Here is a 20,674-nt window from a genome sequence, read left to right as displayed (position 1 = left end):
CCCCGGGGCACCTGCAGGGCCTTCACCCATTTCTGCTGAAATCATCCAGCACGCTATGTAGTGTTACCTCATGGCCACAGCTATTTCGACTCGGATCATCCAAGCCCCTATGGCTGGCGGACCGGCGACACCGTCTTTGGTCAAAGCGGTCTGTGACGCTGAGGCTCTCGGCTTCTTAGCCGGCGGGTATCTGAGCCCACAGTCCCTTGACCAGCAGATTGTCGATGTCGGCGACCGGCAGTTTGGCGTGAACCTCTTCGTTCCGGAGTCGCACCACCCCAAGGACGAAGATCTCGATTTCTACAGAAATGCTCTGCAGCCAGCATTTGCCGAGCTTGGTGTAGACCTGCCAGCTGTTCCCTCGTTCACGGACGATTCTTTTAACGCGAAGGTCGATATTGTTCTGCAGCGCCAACCTGGCTACTGCACTTTTACGTTTGGGCTTCCTGACACGAGTGTCGTTTCTTCTCTTCAGTCCGTCGGTATTCGCGTCGGCATCACCGTCACCACCCCGTTTGAAGCACTCAAAGCTGAGGCAAACGGAGCGGACTTCCTGATTCTTCAGGGTCCGGAGGCCGGCGGCCACAGCGCACAGTTTGACCAATCGGCCGAACCGAGCACGCTCCCTTTGGCAGCGTTTATTGACGAAGCTCGCAGCAGAGTCACCCTTCCACTTGTTGCGGCCGGAGGCATCGGGACGCCCGCAGACGCAGCAATCCTTCTGGATCGAGGTGTCGACGCAGTTCAGATCGGAACTCGGTTCCTCACCAGCGACGAGGCTGGGACAAAACCCTGCCACCGCCGTGCTCTCATAGAAGACACCTACACCGAAACCACACGGACGCGTGCATTCTCTGGACGTCCAGCCAGGGGTTTGCGCAACGAGTTCATTGACCGCTTTGATTCTGAAGCCGTGATCGGCTACCCACAGGTGAACACCCTGGTCGGTTCTTTGAAGACGGCAGCTGGCGATGACGCCGCTTGGCAGAACCTGTGGGCTGGAACTGGATGGGCCGAATGTAGGGAACAGAGCGCGGCCGAAATCGTGCGCGAATTCTCGGAGTATCTGAACTCACACGGTTTCTGAACGTTCAAACTAGCTGGTAAGCGCGTCCACGATAGACTGTAGCCTGCAGATTTCAATAGGGGAGAACAGTGGCGAATTCATCATCACACGACGGACAGCGCAGCGAACGCCGTCCAGACCGCGGCAGCCGCTTCCAGCGCCGTGATTCCGGAACTGAGCGCAAGAACAACCGTCGCGACGGCCGTTCCTGGGATGGTGAGCGTCGTGATGGTGACCGTCGGAAGAAGTGGGACGGTGACCGCCGCCGTGACGGTCGTTCCTGGGATGGTGAGCGTCGCGATGGTGACCGTCGGAAGAAGTGGGACGGAAAACCGCGCTTCAAAGACAATAAGCGCTCGGACCGTCGCCCCAAAAAGCGTGACGACCGTCCACGCTTCAATGCCCCTCCCATCCCTGAGGGCATCACAGGAAAAGAACTCCCCGGCCACGTCAAAAGCGAACTGCGCGGCCTGAGTGCGGAAAACTCGGAACGGACCGCCAAGCACATCGTTGCTGCAGGCTTCCTTCTCGACGTTGACCTCGACCAGGCCTACGAACACGCAAAAGCCGCCGCACGCAGCGCAGGCCGAATCGGTGCAGCCCGTGAAGCACTCGGCCTCGTCGCCTACCACAAGGGCCTGTACGACGAAGCTTCCCGCGAATTTCGCACGCACATGCGGATCACCGGCTCAAAAGACAACCTCGCGGTCATCGCCGATGCCGAACGCGGCCGCGGCAGGCCCCAAAAGGCAATCGACATGTTCGCGGATGCCAATCGCAATGATCTGAGCAAAGACATCTGGCTCGAACTGGCAATCGTCGCCGCGGGAGCTCACTCCGACCTGGGTGACCTTGAAACGGCCCGCAAGACGATCGAAGACGTCGGATTCACCGGGCACAAACCAGCAAGCGCAATCCGCCTGCTGCAGGCCTACGCAGATCTGCTGCGCGTCAGCGGCGACAGCGAAACCGCGGACAAGTACGACAAACTCGCTCAGGTCACCGCCGAACGCACCGGCCTGACCGATGCCTCTGAAGAAGTCGACATCATCGTCATCGAAGAAGAACTCGAAGACGAAGCCGCCGACGACAAGCAGACCGAAGAAGACCCCGCCGAAGACGAGCAGGCCGAGGAGGCGTCTGATAACGCGGAATCCGCGGGCACTGAACCTGCTGAAGACGTTTCGGCTGACTCAGACTTGCGCGATGCTGGGACAGAGAAAGACGAGGAAGCCGGACCAGCCGTGGGGGACGACAAGTCTGAAGGAGCGCCCGCTGACGATGGGCCTGTTCCTGTGGCCGAAGGCAACACCCTCGAAGACGAAATCAACGAGGAAATGGCCGAAATCATGGCCGACATCGACGCTGCTCAGGAACAGCGAAAAGCCGATGAAAAGCCGGAAACCGCGGACGCCGAAGCCAAGCACCAGCCGAGCGTGGACGACGAGCCGGAGCCGGGAGACACTCCTCCCATGTTTGACCTGTGACAGGCTGGCTTTTCGACCTCGACGGTGTTGTCTATACCGGCCAAGCGGAGATTCCCGGGGCCGGTGCGGCGCTGAGCGAACTCGCCGCTCACAGTCCCATCGCCTTCGTCACGAACAACGCTTCGCGCTCCAACGCTGCAATGGCTGAGCACATTCGCAGCTTCGGCGTCGACATTGCCGACAGTCAGGTCATGACGTCCGCCATTGCGGGAGCACAGTCCCTGTCCGAGGTGCTGCCAGCGGGTTCTCGTGTGCTCATCGTCGGCAGCGAATTCCTCGCCGCCTGTGTGGAGCGGACAGGCCTCGAACCCGTCCTGCCGACTGCTGGCCTCGTCGACGAACTCGACAGCCAGAGGCAGCGAGTTGACGCTGTTCTTCAGGGGCTTGCCGCTGATGTTGGGAACATCGATCTGTGCTGCGCAATCGCCGCGGTGCGCGCCGGCGCGAAGTTCTGTGCAACCAACCCTGACCTCCGCCTGCCGAAAGAAACCGGGTTCTTCCCGGGCAACGGCTCTTTTGTGCGCATCGTGCAGGAATGTACGGGCATCGATCCCGAGGTGTTCGGCAAACCCGAAGCCACCATGCTCACTCTTGCAGCACAAGCCCAGGACATGAGCGACACCGTTATGGTCGGCGATCAGATCGCGACCGACATCGCTGCGGGCAAAGCAGCCGGTATGCGGACAGCCCTCGTGCTCACCGGCGTCGACTCCGTCCACTCGGCCCTGGCACTGCCGCCAAGCCAGCAGCCCGACGTCATTACCGCGTCGATTGCCACAGTCCGCGCCGCCGTCGAAGACATCCCGGCCGTCCGCTGCGACGGTGAGACCGCCGTGTGCGGCGAAGCCCGCGTGCACGTAGAAGACGACCGCATCGTTCACTCGGGACCAAACGCACACGCCACAGCCGCGGCTCTCGCTCTGTCTGCGCACCTCGATCGCCCGCTGGACGCTGGAACCCTTCCGGAGCGCTTCGCATGATTGGCTCCACGACACCCGGCGCGAAACCGCAGCCGCCTCCCACTCCGGACCGCGAGGAGCACAACCTGCGGGCGGCGCTCGATAAGATTCTCAGCGCGGAAACACCAGAAGCGGTTGAAGCCGCAGAAGCGCTGATTGACCGCATCGAATCGATTCTCGACGCGCGCGCATCATGACGCTTCGCCTGGATGCCGCCCTCGTGGAGCGCGGCCTGGTCCGTTCCCGCAACCGAGCCCAACGCGAAATCCGCGCCGGCCGGGTCGCGGTCGACGGCAAGATCGCCACCAAACCCTCTGTCCCAGTCAGTGACATTGCCGACATCACCGTGGACAACGCAGATCCCTGGGTTGCTCGTTCGGCTCACAAGCTCATCGGCGCGCTCGACGCCTTCGCACTTGATGCCACCGGACTGAAGTGCCTGGACTCGGGAGCGTCCACGGGCGGCTTCACTCAGGTCCTTTTGTCACGAGGCGCCGAGCATGTCTGGGCGGTCGACGTCGGCACGGACCAGCTCGACTCGAGTCTCCGCGAAAACCCGGCGGTGACGAGCCTCGAAGAGCATAATCTTCGGGAGCTCACGGAGGACTGGCTCGACGGTCACAAGATGCAGATGACTGTCGCCGACGTGTCGTTCATTTCGCTGACCCTCATTGCCCGTCCGCTGCTGGAGAACACCGACGGTGATCTTCTGCTCATGGTCAAACCGCAGTTCGAAGCCGGCCGCAGCGCCCTGGACAAACACGGCGTGGTCACCGATCCGCAGGACCGTGCCGAAGCTGTGCGCTCCGTTGCAGAACACGTCACCGGTCTCGGAGCTCACGTGCGCGGGATCGTTCAATCCTCACTGCCGGGACCGACCGGCAATATCGAATACTTCCTGTGGGCGCACACGGGGCAGACACAGCGGCCCCTGAGCTCCACCTCGGCGGGGGAGGGCCTCGACCTTGCCAGCATTGCCGAGCACATACGCACGGGAGCCGAGCACCCGCTGACCACCCCCGCTCGAACAGAGCGGGAGGGCAACCGGGCTGATAGTTTGGGTGGCAAGGAGGCTCGGTGAATCGAAGAATCGTCGTCGTGGTGCATCCGCACCGCAAGAGTGCCCGCGCGGCTGCGCAGACTGTGTGCGCAAGCCTGATCGACCGCGGAATCACGCCGGTGATCGCACAGCGCGAATACGCCAGCCTGTCGTCCTATGGCGACTTGGATCTGACCGGCATTGAGGTCCTCAGCGACTTCGCTGAACTCGACTCTGAAACCGGCCCCGAACTCGTCATGGTCCTAGGCGGGGACGGCACGATCCTGCGCGCAGCATCTCACTTCCACGGCACCGGCGTGCCGATCATGGGCATCAACCTGGGCCACGTGGGCTTCCTCGCAGAAGCCGAACGCAAAGACCTCCACGACACCGTCGAAGCCGCAATCGCCCGCGACTACGTCGTCGAACAGCGCATGAGCCTCGACATCACCGTCACCCTCGGCGACGAGGTGATCCACGAAGACTGGGCGCTCAATGAGGCAACCGTGGAAAAAGACCGTGGCGCCTCGATGATCGAAGTGGTTGTCGGAGTCGACAGCCGTCCCGTGTCGTCATTCGGCTGCGACGGTGTAATCATGGGCACCCCGACCGGTTCGACCGCCTACGCGTTCTCGGCCGGCGGGCCGATCATCTGGCCGGACGTCGAAGCGCTCCTCATGGTGCCGATTTCAGCCCACGCGCTGTTCTCCACTCCGCTGGTCGTGTCGCCGTCCTCAACCCTGGGCGTGGAATTCCAGCCCGTTACACCCGGCACAAGGGCTGTCCTTTTCTGCGACGGGCGCTTCCGCTTCGACCTGCCGGAAGGTGCACGCGTGGAAGCTCGCCGCTCGGCCGTCCCGGTGCCGCTGGCACGCCTGAACAAGGGCGTGTTCACCGACCGTCTGGTCGCCAAATTCCAGCTGCCGGTCGCCGGCTGGCGCGGACCGGGGGCCCGCGATGATTGAGGTTCTGCGCATTGAGAACCTCGGGGTGATAAAGGCCGCCGAGGTGGAGCTCTCTCCCGGTCTGACAGTCGTCACGGGAGAAACCGGGGCTGGCAAGACGATGTTCGTCACCGCCCTTGACCTCCTGCTGGGCGCTCGCAGCGGCAGCCACGTTGTGCGCGCCGGAGAAGACAAAGCGGTTGTTGAGGGAATCTTCGATATCGACAACCAGCCCGCAGTTGCTGAGCGAGTCGAAGACGCCGGCGGGGAAGCTGAAGGCGAACTCATCGTCACTCGGACAATTCCCGCGTCCGGTCGTGCTCGGGCAACCGCTGGCGGACGCACCGTTCCGGCCGGCCTGCTGTCAGACATCGGCCAGGAACTCGTATCCATGCACGGCCAGTCCGAGCAGATGACCCTGCGCAGCCGCACCCGGCAGCGCGAACTGCTCGACAGCTACGGCGGTGACGAACTTGCCAAGGTGCGCGATGCCTACTCCGCGGCCTACGCCAAGTGGACCTCCCTAAAAGAAGAGCACGCCGAACTTACCGCCACCTCGACCGAAAGAGCACAGCGGATTGAGTTCCTGGAAACCGCGCTCGAAAAGATTGAGGAAGTCCGGCCGCTCGAGGGCGAAGACGCCGAACTGACCGCCCTTGCCAACCGGCTGGCTTCGGCTCACGAACTCAAAACCGCAGTCGCGGTGGCCCAGGCGGCACTCACCGGTGCCGACTGGGACGACGCCGCCAATGCTGTTGACCAGGTCAATGCGGCCGCCGCACAGCTGAACCAGGCGGCCGCAGCGGATGAAACCCTCACGGAGCACGCCTCGGCTCTGACCGACCTGGGTCTGCAGCTGTCAGACCGGGCGGCACGACTGAGTGAATACCTGTCCGGCTTTGACGAGCTCGGCGAAAGGTCACTCGAAGACATCGAACAGCGGCGTGCAGACCTCGGCTCCCTGTCCGCCTACGGTGAGGACACCTCGGCGGTTCTGGCGTTTGAAACACAGGCCGGTGAGGAACTCCTGCGGCTGCGCGAAGCCGGTGAAAGCCTCGCAACAATGGATGCGCAGGTCGAAGCCGCCGAAGCGGACATGCTCGAGAAGGGCGCGCAGCTGACCGAACAGCGGAAGAAGTCCGCGGACGGCTTTTCACAGGCTGTCGGTGCTGAACTCGCCGCGCTGTCCATGCCGAAGGCGTCGATCACCTTCGAAATCGAAGAAGCCGAACCGGCCGCCCACGGCTGCGACAGCGTGTCGCTGCTGTTCGCCGCTCACTCATCGACCGTGCCCGGCGAAATCGGCAAACTCGCCTCCGGCGGTGAACTGTCGCGCGTCATGCTTGCCATCGAAGTGGTCATGGCCCGCAGTGTGGCGTTCCCGACGTTTGTCTTCGACGAGGTCGACGCCGGAGTCGGCGGCCGGGCCGCCATTGAAATCGGTCGACGCCTGGCACAGCTGGCTGGGCACTCGCAGGTCATCGTCGTCACTCACCTGGCGCAGGTCGCCGCGTGGGCGGACAACCACGTCACGGTTGCCAAGGACGACGCCGGAGAAGGCGTCGTCTCCGGAGTGACCGTGCTCAGCCGGGACGAACGGGAACACGAACTGGCACGCATGCTGTCCGGCCTGGCCGAATCCGATTCGGCACGCGAACACGCAGACGAACTCCTGGCGATCGCCGCGCAGGAAAAATCCTCCTTCAACGGCGTGAAAGAATAGACCCGTGGACACTGCAGAATCTGTTGAAAAAGGGCACGGCGGGATCATCGCCGACCTCGTCGACGACATGGCGACGTTCGTCCACGCTCATCCCGACCTCCTCTTCAGCGCACTCGACCTGCCGGACATCCCCAAATCGATGTTCAAACGCCAAGCGCTGGTCGTATCCGCCGGGTACAACTACAAAGAGGACTTGGCAATGCTCAAGTCCTACATTCGGGAATACCGTCCGCTGCTCATCGGCGTTGACGCAGGCGCCGACGCGCTGCTCGAGGCCGGGCACCGCCCCGACATTGTGATCGGCAACCTCGACGCCGTGGGCGATTCGCCGCTTCTGTCCGGCGCTGTGCTCATCGCCCACTACGGTCCAGACCGCCCGGCCGAGGGCATCCAGCGTTTGGAAAAAGAGGGACTGCACTACGACGTCCTGAAAACCGCCGGAACAAACGAAGACGCGGGACTTCTGCTGGCGGATGCCCTCGGAGCGCCGCTCATCGTGTCCGTGGGCTCACCGGCCGTTATCGAATACGCCCACGCTGGTGCTGAAAGCCAGCCGTCGGCATATGTGGTCCGCATGATCCTCGGGTCACGCGTCGTCGACGCCAAGGGAGTGTCGCTGCTCTATCGGCAGCGCGCAGGATCTTGGCAGCTGCTGGTGCTCGCCCTGGCCGGCCTGCTGGCGCTCGCCGCAGCTCTGGCGGCCACCGAGTCCGGGCGCCTTCTGCTGGAGCTCATCGCCGCGCAGCTCGACGGCTTCTTCGGACTCTTCGGAGGCGGGAGCCCACGCTCCGACGCACTGCTTCACACCCATCTACCGTCCGTTATCCAAGGCTGAGAACCCGTGATCGACTTCCGCTACCATCTGGTTTCCCTGTTTTCGGTGTTCCTGGCGCTCGCTGTTGGGATTGTGCTGGGCGCAGGCCCCCTCAAAGCACCCATCGGCCAGTCCCTTCAGGACCAAGTGCAGGCACTGCGCGAGGACCGTGACAACCTGCGCGGTGATCTCGATAAGAGCCGTGAGGAAACCAGCAGCCTCAACGAGTTCGTCGAAGCGAACGCACCGGACCTCATCAACGGCAAAATGCGTGACCACACCGTTTCGATCATCCGCGCAGAAGAAGCCGCCGGCGCAGATGTGCGCAGGCTCGAGCAGCAGCTGACAGCCGCGGGCGCAGAAGTCGTTGACGGTGGCACTTTCACCAAGACGACATTTTCGGCGGAAGATCCGCAGGGCGACCTGGTCGAGAGCCTGCGCGAATATGTGGATGCGGGCCTTCAAGACCCCACGCAGGCAGTCGCCGGAGCACTGACCGAAGTATGGGGTGTTGGCAGCGCAGCCGATTCGCTGTCGGAAGAGGAAGCAGAAGACGTCCTGAAGATCCTGCGCGACCACGGCCGGATCACCGGCGGCAAGGCGGGCAAAGTCGACGCGCTTGTCTTTGTCGCCGGCGAAGGGACCGCTGTGGCACAGGCACGCGAAGGGGAAACAGCTGAGCCCGCCGAAGACACCGGCGATTACATCGAAGCGATCCGAGAAATGCAGGGCACACTGCCGCTCGTAGTTGCTGGACCGCTGGGCAACAGCGGGCTGATCCACCAGCTGAGGTCAGACCGCACGGGAACAACCGTCGACGGCATTGAAACCAGCGCGGGCGCCGTCATCACGGTGCTGGCGACAGCAGACCTCATCGACGGCGGAAAACCCGCCGCCTACGGCTTCGGCCAGCGCGCCGAAGAACTGTACCCCGGTATGAAGAAGTAGTCTTGGAAGGGAAGAAGGAGTTACACGTGAGCGACACGCTGGCCCCGCAGAAGCGCATTCTGCATGTTCTGACCGAGGCGTCTTCGCCTATTGCCGACACCGCCGCGACCATCATCGCCGGCCAACTCGAACGCGGGTACCGGGTTGCGGTTGCCTCGCGGGCAGAAGTATTCCAGGCCCTGAGCGCCCAGCACCCACAGCTGCGGCACATCGACATTCCCGCCCGACCGTCAGCGTTTGACCTGTCAGCGGGCACCTCGGCATTTCGCCTGCACAAGATCTACCGGCACATTGATGTCGTCCACGCCCACGGTCGGCACGCGGCCGTGCTTGCCGGTCTCGGTCTGACCGGTCTGCCTACCAGGATGCACCCGCCGATCATCGCAACCGTCGGCCGTGACGAAGACGATTCCCTCTTCGGCGCGCAGCACTCGATTGTCGCCCGCACTGCAACCGCGGTTCTCGGCACCACGGAGCGGGTTGTTGCCGACTACGAAGACGACGTCGCCGTCGCTGAACGGGCCCAGCTTGTGCGCACCGACGATCAGGGCTTCCCACGTCCGAACGTGTCCGCTAAGAAGATGCGCCGTCGCCTGTCCGCCGATGACGGCCGCATGGTCATCGCCGTGCCGATCGAAGCCAAAGACACCGTGGAACTGACCGAGGTGGTCGAAGCGATCGTCGCGCTTGACAAGACCCAGTCCGACCGCCGCTGGAGGGTTGTCTTCACCGGCCGCGGCGGAGTCCGTTCGCACCTCGAAAAGCTCTCCCACGCCCTGGACTACGTCACGGTTGCAGCACCCTCAGACGCCGTCAACGTCGTCAATGCCGCAGACATCGTCATTGCGTCTGCCCGCATGACCGGCCTTGATTCCGACGACGTCATGAACGTCGGCAAAGCCACCATCGTGGTCGGCAATGAGCGCCTGGCCAGGGCCTACGGCCCGCACGCCACGGTCGCCAACACGGCAGACGAAATCGGCCAGGCGATCGCAAGCTACGCGGGCAGCCCCGCCGACCGGATCAGCGACGGCTTCGCGCTGCGCAAACGCGTCCGCAGCGGCAACCGGGACCACCTGGTCGAAACGCTGCTGGAACTCTACGCGTACGCCGAGACCCTCAATGCCTGAACGACCACAGCTGGCTGATCAGCTGGTCGACTATCCGACCCACGGGCGGGAAGTCGTGTTTCGCGGTGCCGTGTGGGACGTGTGCCGGGAAACGGTCGACCTGCCGGAAGCAGCCGGTCTGACTCGGGACTTCGTCGACCACACGGGAGCGGTCGGCATTGCCGCAGTCGATGACGACGACCGGATCCTCCTCATCCAGCAGTACCGGCATCCCGTCCGTCAGCGCGACTGGGAGATCCCAGCCGGTCTGCTCGATGTGCAGGGTGAAGATCCGCTGCTGGCCGCTCAGCGCGAACTGAGCGAAGAAGCTGACCTCCAGGCTGGCTCCTGGGCGGTTCTTGCCGACCAGCTCAGCTCGCCCGGCGGTCTGAGCGAAGTTCTGCGCATCTACCTGGCCCGTGACCTAGCCGAGGACGCTTCGGACTTTGTGCGCGAAGGCGAAGAGGCCGGCCTCGTGCTGCGCTGGACCCCGCTGGGTGAGGCATTCGAGGCGGTCCGTGAGGGCAGGATCGGCAACGCCACCGCGCAGCTGGCCATCCTGCACGCCCACGCATCGCGTGCCGGCGGATGGTCCGGTCTGCGACCGGCCGACTGCGCGTGGCCCGCATACCGCCACCTGCACGGCTGATATGGCCAGACGAGGAGCACAGCTGCTCCCGGACGATGCACCGCGCGCCCTGCGGCAGCCCACCGAGGAGTACCTGACGATGCTGCGCCTGGAGCGCGGCCTGGCACAGAACACCATCGACGGCTACGCCCGGGACCTGGCTGACTATCTGCGGTTCCTGGACGACGAGGGGCTGAGGGACTTCGCGCAGGTCGACCCCGAGGTGGTGCGCCGGTATTCGGAAGTTCTCGCCGAAAGGGGAGCAGCGGCATCGTCACGAGCGCGGGCGCTGTCCGCTCTGCGCAGGTTCCACGCGTTCTATGCTGCAGAGGCGCCTGGTCGGATCGACCCGACCGTCGACGTTCAGCTGCCGAAGGACATCAGCCGGCTGCCGAAGGCACTGACAGTCTTCGAAGTCGAATCGATGATTGCCGCAACCGCGGGCGATGACCCGGTGAGCCTGCGCTCCAGGGCCCTTCTGGAAATGCTGTACGCAACCGGGGCGCGCATCAGCGAAGCGGTCGGCATCGACATTGACGACCTCGACCTCGACGGCGGTGCTGTGCGCCTGTACGGAAAGGGCAGCAAAGAGAGGATCGTGCCGCTGGGCAGTCACGCAGTTGACGCGCTCGGTGCCTGGCTGACCCGCGGGCGGACCGCGTTCAGCCGCGGCAGCACCGCGGCCGTGTTCATCAACCAAAGGGGCGGGAGGCTCACCCGCCAGTCCGCGTGGGCGGCGGTGCGCACTGCCGCAGAGACCGCGGGACTGACCGGTGTGACGGCCCACAGCCTGCGGCATTCGTGCGCAACGCACCTGCTGGAAGGCGGTGCGGACATTCGTGCGGTGCAAGAGCTGCTGGGGCACGCCTCGGTGTCGACCACGCAGATCTACACCAAGGTCACCGTGCAGTCCCTGCGTGAAGTATTTGCATCAGCCCACCCCCGGGCGCGGTAGGCTAGAAGAACAGCAGCAAAGAGAAAGGTGAGTGGTGTGGACAACCAGCAGGAAATCGACATCGATGTCCCCGAAATGGGGCCCACTGGACGTCCGCTGACTGATTTTCCAGTCCCACCGCCGGTTGAACAGCACGGTCCCGCGCGGATCATCGCGATCGTCAACCAGAAGGGCGGGGTCGGCAAAACCACCACCTCGATCAACCTGGGTGCTGCGCTGGCCGAATACGGCAGGCGCGTGCTGCTGGTGGACTTCGACCCGCAGGGAGCACTCTCGGTGGGGCTCGGCATCAACCCGCACAGCGTTGACCAGAGCGTCTACAGCCTGCTCATGAACTCCCGCCTGGACCCGCACGACGTCGTCCAGAGCACCGACGTTGAGGGCATCGACGTGCTGCCGGCAAACATCGACCTTTCTGCCGCAGAAGTGCAGCTGGTCGGCGAAGTCGGCCGCGAACGCGCACTCGATCGCGCTCTGCAGAAACTCGCCCCGGAATATGACGTCATCCTGGTGGACTGCCAGCCCTCACTGGGTCTGCTCACCGTCAACGCGCTGTCAGCAGCCCACGGGGTCATCATTCCCCTGGAAACCGAATTCTTTGCCCTGCGCGGTGTCGCACTCCTGGTCGAATCGATCGAAAAAGTGCAGGAGCGGATCAACCCGGCACTCGAAATCGACGGCATCCTCGCCACCATGTTCGACACCCGCACCCTGCACTCGCGGGAAGTTGTGCAGCGCGTAGTCGAAGCCTTCGGGGACAAGGTCTTCGAAACCGTCATCAACCGCACCGTGAAGTTCCCCGACGCGTCCGTCGCAGCTGAGCCCATCACATCGTTCGCATCGTCTCACCGCGGTGCCGAGGCCTATCGGACACTCGCCCGCGAACTCATTGCCCGCGGGGGCGCACCCTGATCGACACGGTCGAAACCCCCGGTCCCGCACAAGCCGCAGACGGTGCGGACGGTGCCGATGGCGGGTTCACGGTTGAGCTCGACGTCTTCACGGGACCCTTCGACGTCCTGCTCGACCTCATTGCCAAACGTCGTCTGGACATCACCGACATCGCCTTAGCCGAGGTGACTGACGAGTTCCTGGCCTTCACCAACCAGCTGCGCGACACCGACCACGCGTCAACCACGGAGGGGCTCGAACAGCTCTCAAGCTTCCTCGTGGTGGCAGCAACTCTGCTCGACCTCAAAACAGCCCGCCTGCTGCCGCAGGGGCAAATGGAAGACGAGCTCGACCTCGAACTTCTTGAAGCCCGCGACCTCCTGTTCGCCCGCCTGCTGCAGTACCGCGCCTACAAACAGGTGTCCCTGCTGTTCCGCGAACAGATGACCGCGGCGGGCATGCGGATCCCGCGCACCCCCGAACTCGAAGAGAAGTTCCGCGACATCCTTCCGCCTCTTGAGTTCACAGCAACCCCGGAAGTCATCGCGGCCCTCTACGCCACGGCCATCAGCCGAGACCACACCCCGCCTGCCGTGGCAGTCGACCACCTCCACCTCGAACACGTCAGCGTTGCCGAACAGCGCTCCGTCATCCTGGGAGAGCTGGCCAGCCGCGGGCGAATTGACTTTGCGGAACTGGCGGCCGGTGCCGAAACGACGCTCGTCGTCGTTGCGCGCTTCCTCGCGCTGCTCGAACTCTTCAAAGCCCACTTGTGCGATCTGCATCAGGACACCCCGTTGGGGCCGCTGAGCGTGGTTGCCGCGGCCTCAGGTGACGAACTGCGCAGCGCCGACCTGGGCGAATCAGAACAAGACGAGGAATCGGACAGGGAGGACTGACGTGCGCGAACACTGGTACGAAGCTCTCGAGGCGGTGCTCATGATCTCCGCTGAACCGCTCACTGCCGACGACCTCGCCCAGGGACTCGGCATCGACCGAGCCTCGGTCGAAACAGCGCTGGCTGATCTGGCTGCCGACTATGACGGTCTGAACGGCTCCGTTCGCCGAGGGTTTCAGCTGCGGGCATCCAACGGCGGATGGCGCATCAGTTCGCGCGAAGAGCAGTTCGACAACGTCAAGGGCTTCCTCGTGCGAGGCCAATCATCGAAGATGTCGCAGGCGGCGCTGGAAACCCTTGCCGTCGTCGCATACGCCCAGCCGGTCACCCGGGCGCGAATCTCCGCCATCCGCGGCGTCAACGTCGACGGGGTTGTGCGCACCCTCTTGATGCGCGGACTCATCGTCGAGGTCGACAGCGACGACGCTGGGGGAGCACGCCAATATGTGACATCACAGGTGTTCCTCGAATCAATGGGCATCGACAGTCTCGACCAGCTTCCGGACATCGCCCCCTATCTGCCCGAAGACGTCCCCGCCGACGACTGAGGCCCGCCGGCGGGGCCTCACTGGGCACAGCCGGCCCAGCCTCTGCGACAATGGGGAACATGAGCACGAAAGACTCTCGCCTTCCTGGCCACCCATCGAAAAGGCCCTCGCGTCGCAAGCGCGCCGAACGCCACCAGCCGTCGCGTGATGTGCACGCAAGCAACGGTGTGCGTCTGCAGAAGGTGCTCGCAGATGCCGGTCTCGGATCGCGCCGTTCGTGCGAACAGCTGATCGTCGACGGTCGCGTGTCGGTTGACGGCACGCAGGTGCGCGAACTCGGCACCCGCATCGATCCGGACAAGCAGAGCGTCGAAGTTGATGCAATGCCGATCACCACCCACACCGACAAGGTGTACCTCGCCTTCAACAAACCCCGGAAGGTTGTCTCCTCCATGGGCGACCCGGAGGGGCGCAAAAACCTTGACGACTACGTGGGCGACCGCCCCGAGCGGCTCTTCCACGTGGGTCGACTGGACTACGAAACTGAGGGCCTGCTCCTGCTGACCAACGACGGTGAACTGTCCAACCGCCTGTCGCACCCCTCCTACGAAATCCCGAAGACCTATCTGGCTCAGGTGCGCGGCTCGATCGCCAAAGACGTCAGCGCTCGCCTGCGCGACGGAATCGAACTCGATGACGGTCTGGCCCACGCCGACAGCTTCAAGCTGATCGAAACCGTTCAGGGTGTCTCGCTCGTCGAAATCGTGCTGCACGAAGGCCGCAACCGCATTGTCCGTCGCATGATGGACGCCGTCGGCAACCCGGTCATCCGTCTGGTCCGTACGAAGTTCGGACCCATTGAACTGGCCGAGCAGCGACAGGGCAAAGTCCGCTCGCTGCGGCCAGACGAAATCGGCGCGCTGTTCGAAGCGGTGAAGATGTGAACGTCCACATCATCGGCACTGGCCTGCTGGGCACATCGCTCGGGTTGGCCCTGACTAACGCGGGGCACCGGGTGACGCTGGAAGACCTGTCGCCGACCGCGGTCAACCTGGCCGCCGACATGGGGGCGGGCACCCGCGAAAACCCCACCGACCCGGACGTCGTCATCGTTGCCGCACCGCCGGACGTGTGCGCCGGCATCATCGTCACAGCACTGCGCACGTGGCCGCGGGCAACAGTCACCGACGTGGCCTCCGTCAAGGGAGCCATTCTCGCCCAGGTGCGCGAACAGACCCGTGAACGCGAACTCGACCGCTACATCGGCTCTCACCCTATGGCCGGACGCGAAAAGTCCGGGGCTATTGCAGCCCGCGGTGACCTCTTCACCGCGAGCCCCTGGGTGGTCTGCTCTGATGAAGACACCCCGAAAGAGCGCCTGGACCACATCGTCGATATAGCCGAAGCGGTCGGAGCAGCCGTTATCCACCTCGACCCCGACTTCCACGATTCCTCGGTCGCGCGAGTGTCCCACGCCCCGCAGGTCGTCGCCTCGCTCATGGCAGCCCAGCTGCGCGACATGCCGGCAGACGGGATCGCCCTGGCCGGTCAGGGCCTGCGCGACACCACGCGGATCGCAGACTCTGACCCCGGCCTGTGGACCCAGATTCTGTCCGGCAACGCGGCTGAAATCCGCACCGTCCTCGAAGGCCTCCGCAACGACCTCGACACCGTCATCCGCGCGCTTGACCTGGGGCCCGGCGCCTATGCTGCGCTCGCCGGAGCACTCGCGGCGGGCAACGAGGGGCGCGACAGGATCCCTGGCAAGCACGGTTCCGCACCCACCCGATACTCCGTCGTCACGGTCGTCGTCGACGACACCCCGGGTGCCCTGGCGCGTCTGTTTGCGGACATCGGCGAACTCGGCGTCAATATCGAAGACATGCGAATGGACCACGCCACGGGCGTTAAACTGGGCTCCGTTGACGTTTCAGTCCTCCCGGCAAGTGAAATCGACCTCATCAGCGGCCTGCGGGAGCGCGGTTGGCGCCTGCCCGAAGCCGCACTCGAACAAGAAGGAACAGCATGACCACAGTTGCGATTGACGGGCCCAGCGGAGTCGGCAAATCGAGCGTTTCGCGCGAATCCGCTTCGCGTTTGGGCTTCGGCTACCTCGACACCGGTGCCATGTACCGCGCCGTCGTGTGGCTGTGCCTCAACCGCGGCGTTGAAGAACCCGGCGATGTCGTCGAGCAGATCCGCGGCTGCGACCTCGAAATCTCAACGGACCCGAAGAACTTCTACATCGAGGTCGACGGCATCGACGTCACCGAGGAAATCCGCACCGACGAAGTGACTTCCAACGCCACGATCGTCTCCGCTGTACCCGATGCCCGGGCCGAACTGATCGAAAAGCAGCGCGAGATCATCAACGCGGCCGAACCCGGCATCGTCGTCGAAGGCCGCGACATCACGACCGTCGTCGCCCCGGATGCCGAAGTGCGCATCCTCATGACCGCACGCGATGAAGTCCGCATTGCCCGCCGCACCCAGCAGCTGCACGGCAGCGTTGACGAAGCGACGATGAAGGCGACCGCCGAAAACGTCATCGGCCGCGACAAAAAGGACTCGAAGACCACGAGCTTCCTCACCGCGGCAGACGGCGTGCACACACTCGACACCTCGGACATCGACTTCGAAGCTTCCGTGCAGGCAGTCCTCGACCTGGTGGAGGCGGCGCGTGGCTGAGGAGTACACCGGAACCCAAGACGATGATTTCGCCCGCCGGATCAGCGAAATCAGCGATGACGACGCGCAGAAGCGCGCCGAATCGCTGCTGGCCGGACTGCAGGAATACGACCTCGAAGACGAAGACGCGGACCTGCTCAACGCCTATGGCGCAGGCTTTGACGATGAGGACGAAGACGACGGCCCAGCACCCGTGCTGGCCATTGTCGGCCGCCCGAACGTGGGCAAATCGTCGTTCGTCAACCGAATTCTCGGCCGCCGCGAAGCTGTTGTGGAAGACATCCCCGGAGTCACGCGTGACCGAGTGAGTTACCCCGCGCAGTGGGCCGGCCGCAAAATCACGCTCGTTGACACCGGCGGTTGGGACATCGACTCGAAGGGCATTGCCTCCCGTATTGCCGAACAGGCTGAAGCAGCCGTTGAGCTTGCCGACGCCGTCGTCCTCGTCGTGGACGTTCGCACGGGTGTGACGGCAACTGACGAACACATTGTGCGCATGCTGCGCCGCACCAAGAAGCCCGTCCTGCTCGCTGCGAACAAGGTTGACAGCGACAAAGATCTGCTGAGCGCGGCAGAACTGTGGTCACTGGGCATGGGGGAGCCGCACCCTATTTCCGCCATGCACGGAAACGGTGTGGCAGACCTCCTCGATGAGGTTCTGAAGATCCTGCCCGAACAGTCGCAGATCGACCAGGCCATGGAACGCGGTGGACCGCGCCGCGTCGCTCTTGTCGGCCGACCAAATGTCGGCAAGTCTTCGCTGCTGAATAAGATCGTCGGCCACAAGCGGGTGGTCGTCGACAACGAAGCCGGCACCACACGTGACCCCGTGGATGAACTGGTGGAGCTCGGCGGGCGGCAGTGGCGCTTCATCGACACCGCAGGCATTCGCAAGCGCTCGAAGAACGCCAGCGGCTCAGAGTTCTATGCCTCACTGCGCACCCAGACCGCGCTTGAGCGCTCTGAGGTCGCGGTGGTCCTGCTGGAAGCCAGCGAGGTCATCTCCGACCAGGACATGAAGATCATCCGCAATGTCATCGACGCCGGACGCGGCCTCGTCGTGGCGTTCAACAAGTGGGACCTGCTGGACGATGAGCGCCGGTGGAACCTGGAACGTGAGATCGAACGCGAGTTCGGCCACATCAGCTGGGCTCCGCGCGTCAACATCTCCGCCGAATCGGGCCGGCACGTCGAACGGCTGGTCCCGGCCATGGAAACGGCACTTGAGAGCTGGGAGAACCGCATTCCCACCGGCAAGCTCAACGCGTTCCTGGCTGAGCTTGTCGCGGCCAACCCGCACCCGCTTCGGGGCGGCAAACAGCCGCGCATCCTGTTCGGAACTCAGGCCGGCAGCAGGCCGCCGAAGTTCGTTCTGTTCACCACCGGTTTCCTCGATCCCGGCTACCGCCGGTTCATCGAGCGGCGCCTGCGGGAGGTCTTCGACTTCGAAGGCACTCCGATTGAGATCACCATGCGGATTCGCGAAAAGCGCAAGAAGCGCTGAGCTTCAGCTGCCGCAGAAGGGGCCGGTGGGACCATGAGCGTCCCACCGGCCCTTTCTGCCTTGTGGACGCCTCTTGCGGAAAGTTCTGACTGAGCGGTAGAAAAGGAAGCGCACCAGGTTTTCAGCAAAGACGCAGAACCACCAGGAGGAATGATCTATGGCACGCACAGCAATCGTCACCGGAGCCGCCCGCGGAATCGGCGCGGCAACAGCAAAACGCCTCGCCGCTGATGGACACAAGGTCGCGGTATTCGACCTGAAGGAAGAAGACACACGCGACACAGTTGAGGCGATCAAGGCGGCAGGTGGCGAAGCCATCGGCATCGGAGCTGACGTGTCGGATGAAGAACAGGTGCAGGCGGCGGTGAAGAAAACCGCTGACGAACTCGGCCCACCCACGGTCTTGGTCAACAACGCCGGCATCATTCTGGACAATCTTCTGTTCAAGATGCCGCTGAGCGACTTCCAGAAGGTGCTTGCCGTGCACCTGGAGGGCAACTTCCTCATGACGAAGGCCTGCCAGGAGTACATGGTGGCGGAAAAATTCGGCCGCATCATCTCGCTGAGCTCCACATCGGCTCTCGGCAACCGCGGTCAGTCGAACTATGCGGCCGCAAAGGCCGGCGTGCAGGGACTGACGAAGACCTACGCGATTGAACTCGGCAAGTTCGGCGTGACCGCCAACGCTATTGCTCCGGGATTCATCCAGACCGACATGACGAAGGCCACCGCCGAACGCGTCGGCATGGACTTTGAGTCCTTCGTTGAACAGGCTGTCAGCACCATCCCGGTGGGACGCGGCGGGGTGCCCGAGGACATCGCCAACGCTGCGGCCTTCTTCGCTTCGGAAGCCAGCGGCTTCGTGTCCGGTCAGGTTCTCTACGTCGCTGGCGGCCCCCGCGGCTGACGCCACAGGCCCGCGGTTGACGCCACAGGCCCGCGGCTGACCCCCATCCCACACAGGAGGACACATGACAGACGCAGTCATCGTTTCGACAGCGCGCACACCGATTGGCAAGGCCTACCGGGGTGCTTTCAACAACACCATGCCGCAGGAGCTTGCCGGCCACGCCATTAAGCACGCGGTCCAGCGAGCAGGCCTGGAAGGCCCTGAGGTTGACGACGTCATTCTCGGTGCGGCCGTCCAGCACGGCGCTCAGAGCACCAACCTGGGCCGCCAGGCAGCCATCCGGGCGGGCCTTCCCACCTCGGTTGCCGGTATGACAATCGACAGGCAGTGCGCTTCCGGCCTCATGGCGATTGCCACGGCGGCCAAGCAGATCATCGTCGACGGCTTCGACATCGCCGTCGGCGGAGGAGTCGAATCGATTTCGCTGGTCCAGAACGAACACTTCGCCGACCAGTACCGCTCCCGCGACCCGTGGTTTGCCGAGCACCAGCCGGACCTCTACATGCCGATGCTGAAAACCGCCGAGGTTGTCGCCGCCCGCTACGGTGTGTCCCGCGAAGCGCAGGACGAATACTCCTACCAGTCGCAGATGCGCACCGCCGCAGCACAGGAAGCCGGACGCTTTGACGACGAGATCGTTCCGCTGCCATCGGTCAAGCTCGTCCAGGACAAAGAGACCAAGGAGATCTCCGAAGTCGAAACCGTCCTGGAGCACGATGAGGGCAACCGCCCCTCCACCACACTGGAAGGACTGGCGGGACTGAACCCCGTTCTGCCGCCGGGGGACTACTCCGACAACCCGACGATCACCGCCGGCAACGCTTCACAGCTGTCCGACGGCGCTTCGGCCTCCGTCCTCATGTCCGCAGAAGAAGCATCCCGCCGTGGGCTTGAGCCCCTGGGCATTTACCGCGGCATAGCGGTTGCAGGACTGGATCCGGACGAAATGGGCATCGGGCCGGTCTACGCGGTTCCCAAACTGCTGAAGCAGCACGGCCTGACAGTTGACGACATCGGCCTGTGGGAACTCAATGAGGCCTTTGCGGTGCAGGCTCTGTACTGCCGTGACCGCCTTGGCATCGACCCGGAGAAGTTCAACGTCAACGGAGGAGCGATCTCGGTGGGCCACCCGTACGGCATGTCCGGCGCTCGTCTCACCGGCCACGCTCTGCTTGAGGGCAAGCGCCGCGGAGCCAAGTACGTTGTCGTCACGATGTGCGTCGGCGGCGGTATGGGTGCTGCTGGTCTGTTCGAAGTTGCCTAACGCGCAAGCAGGGTGAATGAGCCTCACCGACTCATCCGGCTCACTCTGAACACAGCAGCTGCGCCCCGGATCTTGGAAAAGATCCGGGGCGCACTTTGTCAGTCCTTTGCCCCGGTGCGCACTTTTGGCAGGAATCCGTGCAGCGTCAGCAGGGTTCCGCAGAAAATCGAGAAGAAGACCCAACGATAGAAGAATGTCAGGAAGTCGTTTATGTCGTACATTTCTTCGCCGCTGGCATCGACGATCACATTATTGCCGCTGACGACTGTTTCGCCCGGTGATGGTTTTTCAACGACGGCTTCGCCTGTGAGGTACTGACCTTATTCGGCTCTTCCGGTTCTAGAGTGCGTTGACCCGGG

The 20,674-nt window shown here is 63.7% G+C and carries 22 protein-coding genes; 21 read left to right on the top strand and 1 reads right to left on the bottom strand.

All coding sequences use genetic code 11. The features are described from left to right. Positions 1-70 precede the first annotated feature (70 nt). From HMPREF3172_RS03420 to HMPREF3172_RS03320, 21 genes are all read left to right on the top strand, one after another. Complete coding sequence (locus HMPREF3172_RS03420) at positions 71-1,087, top strand: NAD(P)H-dependent flavin oxidoreductase (protein ID WP_070515426.1); 1,017 nt, start codon at positions 71-73, stop codon at positions 1,085-1,087. A 68-nt stretch (positions 1,088-1,155) separates the two neighbouring features. Then, complete coding sequence (locus HMPREF3172_RS03415; RefSeq protein ID WP_070515424.1) at positions 1,156-2,553, top strand: tetratricopeptide repeat protein; 1,398 nt, start codon at positions 1,156-1,158, stop codon at positions 2,551-2,553. Continuing rightward, positions 2,550-3,533, top strand: a complete 984-nt coding sequence (locus HMPREF3172_RS03410) for an HAD-IIA family hydrolase (RefSeq protein ID WP_070515422.1) — start codon at positions 2,550-2,552, stop codon at positions 3,531-3,533. Before HMPREF3172_RS03415 ends, HMPREF3172_RS03410 begins: the two co-directional genes overlap by 4 nt. After that, positions 3,530-3,709 (top strand): hypothetical protein, encoded by a 180-nt coding sequence (locus HMPREF3172_RS03405; protein ID WP_061944304.1) that lies wholly within the window; start codon positions 3,530-3,532, stop codon positions 3,707-3,709. The genes HMPREF3172_RS03410 and HMPREF3172_RS03405 overlap by 4 nt, the downstream gene beginning before the upstream one ends. After that, complete coding sequence (locus tag HMPREF3172_RS03400; RefSeq protein ID WP_070515420.1) at positions 3,706-4,593, top strand: TlyA family RNA methyltransferase; 888 nt, start codon at positions 3,706-3,708, stop codon at positions 4,591-4,593. The genes HMPREF3172_RS03405 and HMPREF3172_RS03400 overlap by 4 nt, the downstream gene beginning before the upstream one ends. After that, complete coding sequence (locus tag HMPREF3172_RS03395) at positions 4,590-5,516, top strand: NAD kinase (RefSeq protein ID WP_070424748.1); 927 nt, start codon at positions 4,590-4,592, stop codon at positions 5,514-5,516. The genes HMPREF3172_RS03400 and HMPREF3172_RS03395 overlap by 4 nt, the downstream gene beginning before the upstream one ends. After that, positions 5,509-7,218, top strand: a complete 1,710-nt coding sequence (gene recN, locus HMPREF3172_RS03390) for a DNA repair protein RecN (RefSeq protein ID WP_070515418.1) — start codon at positions 5,509-5,511, stop codon at positions 7,216-7,218. Before HMPREF3172_RS03395 ends, recN begins: the two co-directional genes overlap by 8 nt. A 4-nt stretch (positions 7,219-7,222) precedes the next feature. Beyond that, positions 7,223-8,053: a putative cytokinetic ring protein SteA gene (steA, locus tag HMPREF3172_RS03385; protein WP_070424750.1), complete on the top strand. Its 831-nt coding sequence runs from the start codon at positions 7,223-7,225 to the stop codon at positions 8,051-8,053. Between the two features lie 6 nt (positions 8,054-8,059). Then, on the top strand, positions 8,060-8,980 hold the full coding sequence (locus HMPREF3172_RS03380; RefSeq protein WP_070515417.1) for a copper transporter: 921 nt from the start codon (positions 8,060-8,062) through the stop codon (positions 8,978-8,980). Positions 8,981-9,006: 26 nt separating this feature from the next. Further along, entirely contained in the window at positions 9,007-10,110 is a 1,104-nt protein-coding gene (locus HMPREF3172_RS03375; protein ID WP_070424752.1) for a glycosyltransferase family protein, read from the top strand. After that, the gene (locus HMPREF3172_RS03370) at positions 10,103-10,738 is read left to right on the top strand and encodes an NUDIX domain-containing protein (RefSeq protein WP_070515415.1); all 636 of its coding nucleotides are present in this window, start codon (positions 10,103-10,105) and stop codon (positions 10,736-10,738) included. The genes HMPREF3172_RS03375 and HMPREF3172_RS03370 overlap by 8 nt, the downstream gene beginning before the upstream one ends. A gap of 1 nt (position 10,739) precedes the next feature. Then, positions 10,740-11,672 (top strand): tyrosine recombinase, encoded by a 933-nt coding sequence (locus tag HMPREF3172_RS03365; protein WP_070424754.1) that lies wholly within the window; start codon positions 10,740-10,742, stop codon positions 11,670-11,672. 75 nt (positions 11,673-11,747) lie between these two features. After that, the gene (locus HMPREF3172_RS03360; protein ID WP_231864047.1) at positions 11,748-12,584 is read left to right on the top strand and encodes a ParA family protein; all 837 of its coding nucleotides are present in this window, start codon (positions 11,748-11,750) and stop codon (positions 12,582-12,584) included. Then, positions 12,581-13,462 carry a segregation and condensation protein A gene (locus HMPREF3172_RS03355; RefSeq protein ID WP_370919338.1) on the top strand — a complete coding sequence of 294 codons (882 nt, stop codon included), beginning with the start codon at positions 12,581-12,583 and terminating at the stop codon, positions 13,460-13,462. The genes HMPREF3172_RS03360 and HMPREF3172_RS03355 overlap by 4 nt, the downstream gene beginning before the upstream one ends. A 1-nt stretch (position 13,463) precedes the next feature. Beyond that, positions 13,464-14,009: an SMC-Scp complex subunit ScpB gene (gene scpB, locus HMPREF3172_RS03350; RefSeq protein ID WP_070515411.1), complete on the top strand. Its 546-nt coding sequence runs from the start codon at positions 13,464-13,466 to the stop codon at positions 14,007-14,009. 59 nt (positions 14,010-14,068) lie between these two features. Continuing rightward, positions 14,069-14,893, top strand: coding sequence for a pseudouridine synthase (locus tag HMPREF3172_RS03345; protein ID WP_070515409.1), 825 nt, complete (start codon positions 14,069-14,071; stop codon positions 14,891-14,893). Next, a complete protein-coding gene (locus HMPREF3172_RS03340; RefSeq protein ID WP_070515407.1) occupies positions 14,890-15,978 on the top strand; it encodes a prephenate dehydrogenase in 1,089 nt (362 codons plus the stop codon). The genes HMPREF3172_RS03345 and HMPREF3172_RS03340 overlap by 4 nt, the downstream gene beginning before the upstream one ends. Next, a complete protein-coding gene (gene cmk, locus HMPREF3172_RS03335) occupies positions 15,975-16,637 on the top strand; it encodes a (d)CMP kinase (protein ID WP_061944359.1) in 663 nt (220 codons plus the stop codon). The genes HMPREF3172_RS03340 and cmk overlap by 4 nt, the downstream gene beginning before the upstream one ends. Beyond that, positions 16,630-18,141: a ribosome biogenesis GTPase Der gene (der, locus tag HMPREF3172_RS03330; RefSeq protein ID WP_070515405.1), complete on the top strand. Its 1,512-nt coding sequence runs from the start codon at positions 16,630-16,632 to the stop codon at positions 18,139-18,141. The genes cmk and der overlap by 8 nt, the downstream gene beginning before the upstream one ends. 157 nt (positions 18,142-18,298) lie before the next feature. After that, positions 18,299-19,048 (top strand): SDR family oxidoreductase, encoded by a 750-nt coding sequence (locus HMPREF3172_RS03325; protein WP_070515403.1) that lies wholly within the window; start codon positions 18,299-18,301, stop codon positions 19,046-19,048. A gap of 64 nt (positions 19,049-19,112) precedes the next feature. Next, a complete protein-coding gene (locus tag HMPREF3172_RS03320) occupies positions 19,113-20,315 on the top strand; it encodes an acetyl-CoA C-acyltransferase (RefSeq protein WP_070424762.1) in 1,203 nt (400 codons plus the stop codon). 98 nt (positions 20,316-20,413) lie between these two features. Here the strand turns inward: HMPREF3172_RS03320 and HMPREF3172_RS10505 are convergent, their stop codons facing one another. Beyond that, positions 20,414-20,563 (bottom strand): hypothetical protein, encoded by a 150-nt coding sequence (locus HMPREF3172_RS10505; RefSeq protein WP_157452705.1) that lies wholly within the window; start codon positions 20,561-20,563, stop codon positions 20,414-20,416. Between the last annotated feature and the right edge of the window lie 111 nt (positions 20,564-20,674).

This window comes from Brevibacterium sp. HMSC08F02 (assembly GCF_001807555.1).
GTDB classification, from domain to species: domain Bacteria; phylum Actinomycetota; class Actinomycetes; order Actinomycetales; family Brevibacteriaceae; genus Brevibacterium; species Brevibacterium ravenspurgense.
Note: the sequence above shows the minus strand (reverse complement) of the source record. Positions and strands in the feature narration are given on the sequence as shown.

Coding starts and splice junctions, on each gene's coding strand:
- HMPREF3172_RS03345 (WP_070515409.1), top strand. CDS start 14,069: ATGAGCACGAAAGACTCTCGCCTTCCTGGCCACCCATCGAAAAGGCCC.
- HMPREF3172_RS03405 (WP_061944304.1), top strand. CDS start 3,530: ATGATTGGCTCCACGACACCCGGCGCGAAACCGCAGCCGCCTCCCACT.
- HMPREF3172_RS03325 (WP_070515403.1), top strand. CDS start 18,299: ATGGCACGCACAGCAATCGTCACCGGAGCCGCCCGCGGAATCGGCGCG.
- recN (WP_070515418.1), top strand. CDS start 5,509: ATGATTGAGGTTCTGCGCATTGAGAACCTCGGGGTGATAAAGGCCGCC.
- HMPREF3172_RS03360 (WP_231864047.1), top strand. CDS start 11,748: ATGGGGCCCACTGGACGTCCGCTGACTGATTTTCCAGTCCCACCGCCG.
- HMPREF3172_RS03365 (WP_070424754.1), top strand. CDS start 10,740: ATGGCCAGACGAGGAGCACAGCTGCTCCCGGACGATGCACCGCGCGCC.
- HMPREF3172_RS03370 (WP_070515415.1), top strand. CDS start 10,103: ATGCCTGAACGACCACAGCTGGCTGATCAGCTGGTCGACTATCCGACC.
- HMPREF3172_RS03320 (WP_070424762.1), top strand. CDS start 19,113: ATGACAGACGCAGTCATCGTTTCGACAGCGCGCACACCGATTGGCAAG.
- HMPREF3172_RS03420 (WP_070515426.1), top strand. CDS start 71: ATGGCCACAGCTATTTCGACTCGGATCATCCAAGCCCCTATGGCTGGC.
- cmk (WP_061944359.1), top strand. CDS start 15,975: ATGACCACAGTTGCGATTGACGGGCCCAGCGGAGTCGGCAAATCGAGC.
- HMPREF3172_RS03400 (WP_070515420.1), top strand. CDS start 3,706: ATGACGCTTCGCCTGGATGCCGCCCTCGTGGAGCGCGGCCTGGTCCGT.